The 6,753-nt window shown below is 61.2% G+C and carries 6 protein-coding genes; all 6 read left to right on the forward strand.

Going from position 1 to position 6,753, the window contains the following annotated elements; genetic code table 11:
* The first annotated feature begins 36 nt into the window (after window positions 1-36).
* Genes fliE through fliJ form a run of 6 tightly spaced genes read left to right on the forward strand, consistent with a single transcriptional unit; the run spans window position 37 to window position 5,809 of the window.
* On the forward strand, window positions 37-366 hold the full coding sequence (gene fliE, locus D3M70_RS12220) for a flagellar hook-basal body complex protein FliE (protein ID WP_120126021.1): 330 nt from the start codon (window positions 37-39) through the stop codon (window positions 364-366).
* A 14-nt stretch (window positions 367-380) separates the two neighbouring features.
* Entirely contained in the window at window positions 381-2,159 is a 1,779-nt protein-coding gene (gene fliF, locus D3M70_RS12225) for a flagellar basal-body MS-ring/collar protein FliF (protein WP_120126022.1), read from the forward strand.
* A complete protein-coding gene (gene fliG / locus D3M70_RS12230; protein WP_120126023.1) occupies window positions 2,152-3,171 on the forward strand; it encodes a flagellar motor switch protein FliG in 1,020 nt (339 codons plus the stop codon). Before fliF ends, fliG begins: the two co-directional genes overlap by 8 nt.
* Window positions 3,172-3,186: 15 nt before the next feature.
* On the forward strand, window positions 3,187-4,005 hold the full coding sequence (gene fliH, locus D3M70_RS12235) for a flagellar assembly protein FliH (RefSeq protein ID WP_120126024.1): 819 nt from the start codon (window positions 3,187-3,189) through the stop codon (window positions 4,003-4,005).
* On the forward strand, window positions 3,995-5,353 hold the full coding sequence (gene fliI, locus D3M70_RS12240) for a flagellar protein export ATPase FliI (protein WP_120126025.1): 1,359 nt from the start codon (window positions 3,995-3,997) through the stop codon (window positions 5,351-5,353). Before fliH ends, fliI begins: the two co-directional genes overlap by 11 nt.
* Window positions 5,354-5,359: 6 nt before the next feature.
* Complete coding sequence (gene fliJ, locus D3M70_RS12245) at window positions 5,360-5,809, forward strand: flagellar export protein FliJ (protein ID WP_120126026.1); 450 nt, start codon at window positions 5,360-5,362, stop codon at window positions 5,807-5,809.
* The last annotated feature ends 944 nt before the right edge of the window (window positions 5,810-6,753 follow it).

Raw genomic sequence — 6,753 nt, forward strand, 5'->3', positions numbered from 1 at the left:
TGTCAAAAATTTGCGACCCCTTTGAGAGAGAAGTCCATGAGCCAAGGTGTTGAATTTAATCGGTTGATGTTGGACATGCGCTCCATGCAGATGGACGCCATGGCCAAGCCGAAAGCTATCGAAGCGCCGGAGCAGGCAGGTGCCACCCGTTTTTCCGACATGCTCGGTATGGCCGTGAACAAGGTCAACGACACCCAGCAGGCGTCCAATCAACTGGCCTCGGCCTTCGAGATGGGCAAGAGCGGCGTGGATCTCACCGACGTGATGATTTCCTCGCAGAAAGCCAGCGTTTCGTTTCAAGCGCTGACCCAGGTACGCAACAAGCTGGTTCAGGCGTACCAAGACATCATGCAAATGCCGGTTTGAGGACGATTTAAGTCATGGCTGAAGCCGTCGCCGATAACGTACCCGCCAAAACGGGTGCGACAGGAAACAAACCGCCAATGTTCGGTTTGGCGTTCCTGCAAAATCTGTCCGAGATGACCATGCTGCGTCAGGTCGGCCTCATGGTCGGTCTGGCTGCCAGCGTGGCGATTGGTTTTGCCGTCGTGCTTTGGTCGCAGCAGCCGGACTACAAGCCGCTGTATGGCAGCCTGTCGGGCATGGACACCAAGCAGGTGATGGATACCTTGGCGCAGGCCGACATTCCTTACACCATCGAACCGAATTCCGGTGCCTTGCTCGTCAAGTCCGAGGACCTGTCCCGTGCGCGCATCAAACTGGCCGGTGCCGGTATCGCGCAGACCGATGGCAACGTCGGCTTCGAGATTCTCGACAAGGACCAGGGCCTGGGCACCAGCCAGTTCATGGAGGCCACTCGTTATCGTCGTGGTCTGGAAGGCGAACTGGCGCGCACCATTTCCAGCCTGAACAACATCAAGGCCGCTCGCGTGCACCTGGCGATTCCGAAGAGTTCGGTGTTCGTCCGTGACGATCGCAAGCCCACCGCTTCGGTGCTGGTGGAGCTGTACGCCGGTCGCAGTCTGGAGCCGGGCCAGGTGATGGCAATCGTCAATCTTGTGGCGACCAGCGTGCCTGAACTGACCAAATCCCAAGTCACCGTCGTTGACCAGAAAGGCAACCTGCTGACCGATCAGTCGGAGAATTCCGAGCTGACCATGGCCGGCAAGCAGTTCGATTACACCCGTCGCATGGAAGGCATGCTGACTCAGCGTGTGCAGAACATTCTGCAACCCGTGCTGGGCAATGACCGCTACAAGGCTGAAGTCTCGGCCGACGTGGATTTCAGCGCAGTGGAATCCACTGCTGAAAGCTTCAACCCTGACCAGCCTGCCTTGCGCAGCGAGCAGTCGGTCACCGAACAACGTTCCAGCAGCAGCGGCCCGCAAGGCGTCCCTGGCGCGCTGAGCAACCAGCCACCAGGCCCGGCCACTGCACCGCAGAACGCCGCCGCCGGTGCTGCCGGTGCGACGGGCCCGATTGCTCCAGGCCAACCGCTGCTGGACGCCAACGGTCAGCAGATCATGGACCCGGCCACCGGTCAGCCAATGCTGGCGCCGTACCCGTCGGACAAGCGTAACCAGTCGACCAAGAACTTCGAGCTGGACCGTTCCATCAGCCACACCAAGCAACAGCAGGGCAAGATCAATCGCCTGTCGGTTGCGGTGGTGGTGGACGATCAGGTCAAGGTCAACCCGGCGAACGGTGAAACCACCATGGTGCCGTGGACCGCCGATCAACTGGCGCGCTTCACCCGTCTGGTGCAGGACGCGGTGGGCTTCGATGCGAGCCGTGGCGACAGCGTCAGCGTGATCAACGTGCCGTTCTCGACCGACCGTGGCGAAGTGATTCCGGACATCCCGTTCTACTCGCAGCCATGGTTCTGGGACATCGTGAAACAGGCGATGGGCGTGATCTTCATCTTGGTGCTGGTATTCGGCGTACTGCGTCCGGTGCTGAACAACATCACCAATCCGAAGAGCAAACTGGCTGACGGCGACGTCGAGCTGGGCGGCATGGTCGGGCTGGACGGTGAACTGGCGAACGACCGCGTGAGTCTGGGCGGTCCGCAAAGTATTCTGCTGCCAAGCCCGAGCGAGGGTTATGACGCGCAGCTCAACGCAATCAAGAGCCTGGTGGCTGAAGACCCGGCTCGTGTGGCTCAGGTCGTAAAAGAGTGGATCAACACAGATGAGTGATAGTCGTGCTGCTGCGGTCAAAATGAGCCGCGTTGATAAGGCTGCGATCCTGCTGCTCACCCTGGGTGAGACCGATGCTGCGCAGGTGTTGCGTCACATGGGCCCCAAAGAGGTTCAGCGTGTCGGCGTTGCCATGGCGCAGATGCGCAATGTGCACCGCGAGCAGGTCGAGCAGGTGATGAGCGAGTTCGTCGACGTCATCGGCGATCAGACCGGCGTGGGCATCGGCTCTGACGGCTACATTCGCAAGATGCTCACTCAGGCATTGGGCGAAGACAAGGCCAACGGCCTTATCGATCGGATTCTGCTGGGTGGTAACACCAGTGGTCTGGACAGCCTCAAGTGGATGGAACCGCGGGCCGTGGCCGACGTCATTCGCTACGAGCACCCGCAGATCCAGGCCATCGTCGTCGCCTATCTCGACGCCGACCAGGCCGGTGAAGTGCTGAGCCATTTCGACCACAAGGTGCGTCTGGACATCATTCTGCGCGTCTCCTCGCTGAACACCGTGCAGCCTGCGGCGCTGAAAGAACTGAACCAGATCCTCGAGAAGCAGTTCTCGGGCAACGCCAACACGTCGCGTACCACCCTGGGCGGTATCAAGCGTGCGGCGGATATCATGAACTTCCTCGACAGTTCGATCGAAGGTCAGCTCATGGATTCGATCCGCGAAGTGGACGAAGACCTGTCGACGCAGATCGAAGACCTGATGTTCGTCTTCAACAATCTGTCCGACGTCGACGACCGTGGCATTCAGGCCTTGCTGCGCGAAGTCTCCTCCGATGTGCTGGTCCTGGCATTGAAGGGTTCGGACGACGCGATCAAGGAAAAGATTTTCAAGAACATGTCCAAGCGTGCCGCCGAGCTGCTGCGCGACGACCTGGAGGCCAAAGGCCCGGTTCGCGTCAGCGACGTGGAAGCTGCACAGAAAGAGATCCTCACCATTGCGCGTCGTATGGCGGAGGCCGGGGAGATCGTTCTCGGCGGCAAAGGTGGCGAGGAAATGATTTAACAACAGGTGCAGTCGATGTTCAGCTCCGATAAAGAAGCACCCAGCGAGCTCATCCGCGCCAAGGATCTGCGCGGGTTGGATGTCTGGGCATTGCCCAGCTTCGACCCTCAGGTCGAAGAACCCGAGCCGGAACCGGTCGCCGAAGAGCCGGAGCCGGCCGAAAGCGAAGAAGTGCCGCTGGAAGAAGTCCAGCCACTGACCCTGGAAGAGTTGGAAAGCATCCGTCAGGACGCCTACAACGAGGGTTTCGCCATTGGTGAAAAAGAGGGTTTCCACAGCACTCAGCTCAAGGTGCGTCAGGAGGCGGAAGTCGCCCTGGCAGCCAAGCTGGAAGGCCTGGAAACCTTGATGACGCACCTGCTCGAACCGATTGCCGACCAGGACGCGCAGATCGAGAAATCCCTGGTTCAACTCGTCGAGCACCTGGCTCGCGAGGTGATTCAGCGCGAACTGAAAACCGATTCCAGCCAGATCGGCAAGGTCTTGCAGGACGCGTTGCGCCTGCTGCCGATGGGCGCCAACAACGTGCGCATTCTGGTCAACTCTCAGGACTTCGCTCAGGTCAAAGCCCTGCGCGAACGCCACGAGGAAAGCTGGCGCATTCTCGAAGACGACACCCTGCAACCGGGCGGTTGCCGGGTCGAAACCGAGCACAGTCGCATTGATGCCACGGTCGAGACGCGTCTGAGCGTGGCCATTGCCAAGATGTTCGATCAGTTGCACGAACAGGCGCTGCACCCCGCAGTGTCCGATGTCAGTGTCGATCTTGAAGCTGCGATCAAGAGTGCCGAACACGTGATGCAGAAACAGGCGGACGCTTCCGATGCGTCTTGAGCGCACCAGCTTCGGCAAGCGCCTGAGTACTTACGCCGACGCCATCAAGCTGCCTGTGCAGCCGGTGGTCGAGGGGCGTCTGCTGCGCATGGTCGGCCTGACCCTCGAAGCCGAAGGGCTGCGTGCGGCCATGGGCAGCCGCTGCGTGGTGATTAACGACGACAGTCACCATCCGGTTGAAGTCGAAGCAGAAGTCATGGGCTTCGCCGGTGGCAAGGTGTTTCTGATGCCAGTGGGCAGCGTGGCCGGTATCGCGCCGGGTGCCCGCGTCGTGCCGCTGCCGGACACCGGGCGTCTGCCGATGGGTATGACCATGCTCGGTCGCGTGCTCGATGGCGCCGGTCGTCCACTGGACGGCAAGGGCGGTATGAAAGCCGAAGACTGGGTGCCGCTGGACGGCCCGACCATCAACCCCCTCAAACGTGACCCGATCAGCACGCCGCTGGACGTGGGCATTCGCTGCATCAACGGTTTGTTGACGGTAGGTCGGGGGCAGCGTCTCGGGCTGTTCGCCGGTACCGGCGTCGGCAAGAGTGTGCTGCTGGGCATGATGACCCGGTTCACCGAGGCGGACATCATCGTCGTCGGACTGATCGGCGAACGGGGCCGCGAGGTGAAGGAGTTCATCGAGCACATTCTTGGCGAAGAAGGCCTCAAGCGCTCGGTGGGCGTGGCGTCGCCAGCGGACGGCGCACCGTTGATGCGTCTGCGCGCGGCCATGTATTGCACCCGCATCGCCGAATACTTTCGTGACAAGGGCAAGAACGTCCTGTTGCTGATGGACTCCCTGACCCGTTTCGCCCAGGCCCAGCGGGAAATCGCCCTGGCCATTGGCGAGCCGCCCGCGACCAAGGGGTATCCGCCTTCGGTGTTCGCCAAGCTGCCCAAGCTGGTCGAGCGCGCCGGTAACGCCGAAAAGGGCGGTGGCTCGATCACCGCGTTCTATACCGTGCTGTCCGAAGGCGACGATCAGCAAGACCCGATTGCCGACTCGGCGCGGGGGGTGCTGGACGGACACATCGTGCTGTCCCGGCGTCTGGCCGAGGAGGGGCATTATCCGGCCATCGACATCGAAGCCTCCATCAGCCGGGTCATGCCGTCCGTGGTCGATGCGCAGCACATGGTCCAGGCGCAGTATTTCAAGCAGCTGTGGTCGCGTTATCAACAGAGCCGCGACTTGATCAGCGTCGGCGCTTATGTGGCCGGCGGCGATCGCGAAACCGACCTTGCGATCAATCTGCAACCGCAACTGGTGCAGTACCTGCGCCAGGGTTTGCATGACAACGAAAGCATGCAGAGCAGCGAGGCTCAACTGGCGAAGATCTTCAACCCTCAGGGCGGGAGCTGATAGGTCATGGCGCAGAGTCGCGCTGGCCGTCTCGCTCCGGTGGTGGAGATGGCCGAGAAGGCCGAGAAAACGGCCGTTCAGCGTCTGGGGCATTTTCAGGGGCAGGTGCGGTTAGCCGAGGCCAAGCTGGGCGATCTGGAGAGATTCCGTTCCGACTATCAGCAGCAATGGATCGACAAAGGTGCTCACGGGGTGTCTGGCCAGTGGCTGATGAATTATCAGCGCTTTCTCAATCAGTTGGAGACTGCGGTCAGTCAGCAGCGTCAGAGTCTGGTCTGGCATCAGAACAACGTGAACAAGGCGCGGGATGAATGGCAGAAGGCTTATGCGCGGGTCGAAGGACTGCGCAAGTTGGTGCAGCGCTACATCGATGAAGCCCGGGCGCTTGAGGACAAGCGCGAGCAGAAGCTGCTGGATGAGCTGTCGCAGCGATTGCCCAGGCATGATGGGTTTTGAGGCTGTTGGTCGCCTGTAGCTGGTACCGCGTGAATCTCAAGCAAGCTTAGCGCCAGCGCGTACGTGATCGTTCCCACGCTCCGCGTGGTCACGCCGCGATTGACGCTCTGCGTCAACGTGGACGCGGAGCGTCCTGCAAGGCATCCCCACGCAGGAGCGTGGGAACGATCAGGCCGTTGGACCTTGGGAACGATCGGAGCCAGTGGCATGACCGCGTAATCGCTTCTGCCCGTAGGGCGTGGGAGTCCGGCTTGCCGACGATCTGCTGCGCAGCAGCAGTAGACTCAAACACCCTGCAGGATCAGGCAGACCCCATCCACCGGGTCTGCTGCCGGTTCCCGGCAGATCGTCGGCAAGCCGGCCTCCCACGCCTTCGGCAGAATCAAGAGCCGTGCGGTGATCCTGCCCCTCCTCTCGGCGTTTGATTGTTCCCACGCTCCGCGTGGTCACGCCGCGATTGACGCTCTGCGTCAACGTGGACGCGGAGCGTCCTGCAAGGCATTCCCACGCTGGAGCGTGGGAACGATCAGGCCGTTGGTCCTTGGGAACGATCAGAGCCAGTGGCATGAACGCGTAATCGCTTCTGCCCGGAGGGCGTGGGAGTCCGGCTTGCCGACGATCTGCTGCGCAGCAGCAGTAAACTCAAACACCCTGCAGGATCAGGCAGACCCCATCTACCGGGTCTGCTGCCGGTTCCCGGCAGATCGTCGGCAGGCCGGCCTCCCACGCCTTCGGCAGAATCAAGAGCGGTGCGGTGATCCTCCCACCACTCGGCATTTGATCGTTCCCACGCTCCGCGTGGTAACGCCGCGATTGACGCTCTGCGTCAATGCGGACGCAAAGCGTCCTGCAAGGCATTCCCACGCAGGAGCGTGGGAACGATCAGGCCGTTGGTCCTTGGGAACGATCAGAGCCAGTGGCATGAATGCGTAATCGCTTCTGCC

It is taken from the genome of Pseudomonas sp. LS-2 (genome assembly GCF_003605735.1).
GTDB lineage: Bacteria > Pseudomonadota > Gammaproteobacteria > Pseudomonadales > Pseudomonadaceae > Aquipseudomonas.

Excerpts from the sequence above, each read along its gene's own strand:
- fliH (WP_120126024.1), top strand. The coding sequence starts at position 3,187 with ATGTTCAGCTCCGATAAAGAAGCACCCAGCGAGCTCATCCGCGCCAAG.
- fliJ (WP_120126026.1), top strand. The coding sequence starts at position 5,360 with ATGGCGCAGAGTCGCGCTGGCCGTCTCGCTCCGGTGGTGGAGATGGCC.
- fliE (WP_120126021.1), top strand. The coding sequence starts at position 37 with ATGAGCCAAGGTGTTGAATTTAATCGGTTGATGTTGGACATGCGCTCC.
- fliF (WP_120126022.1), top strand. The coding sequence starts at position 381 with ATGGCTGAAGCCGTCGCCGATAACGTACCCGCCAAAACGGGTGCGACA.
- fliG (WP_120126023.1), top strand. The coding sequence starts at position 2,152 with ATGAGTGATAGTCGTGCTGCTGCGGTCAAAATGAGCCGCGTTGATAAG.
- fliI (WP_120126025.1), top strand. The coding sequence starts at position 3,995 with ATGCGTCTTGAGCGCACCAGCTTCGGCAAGCGCCTGAGTACTTACGCC.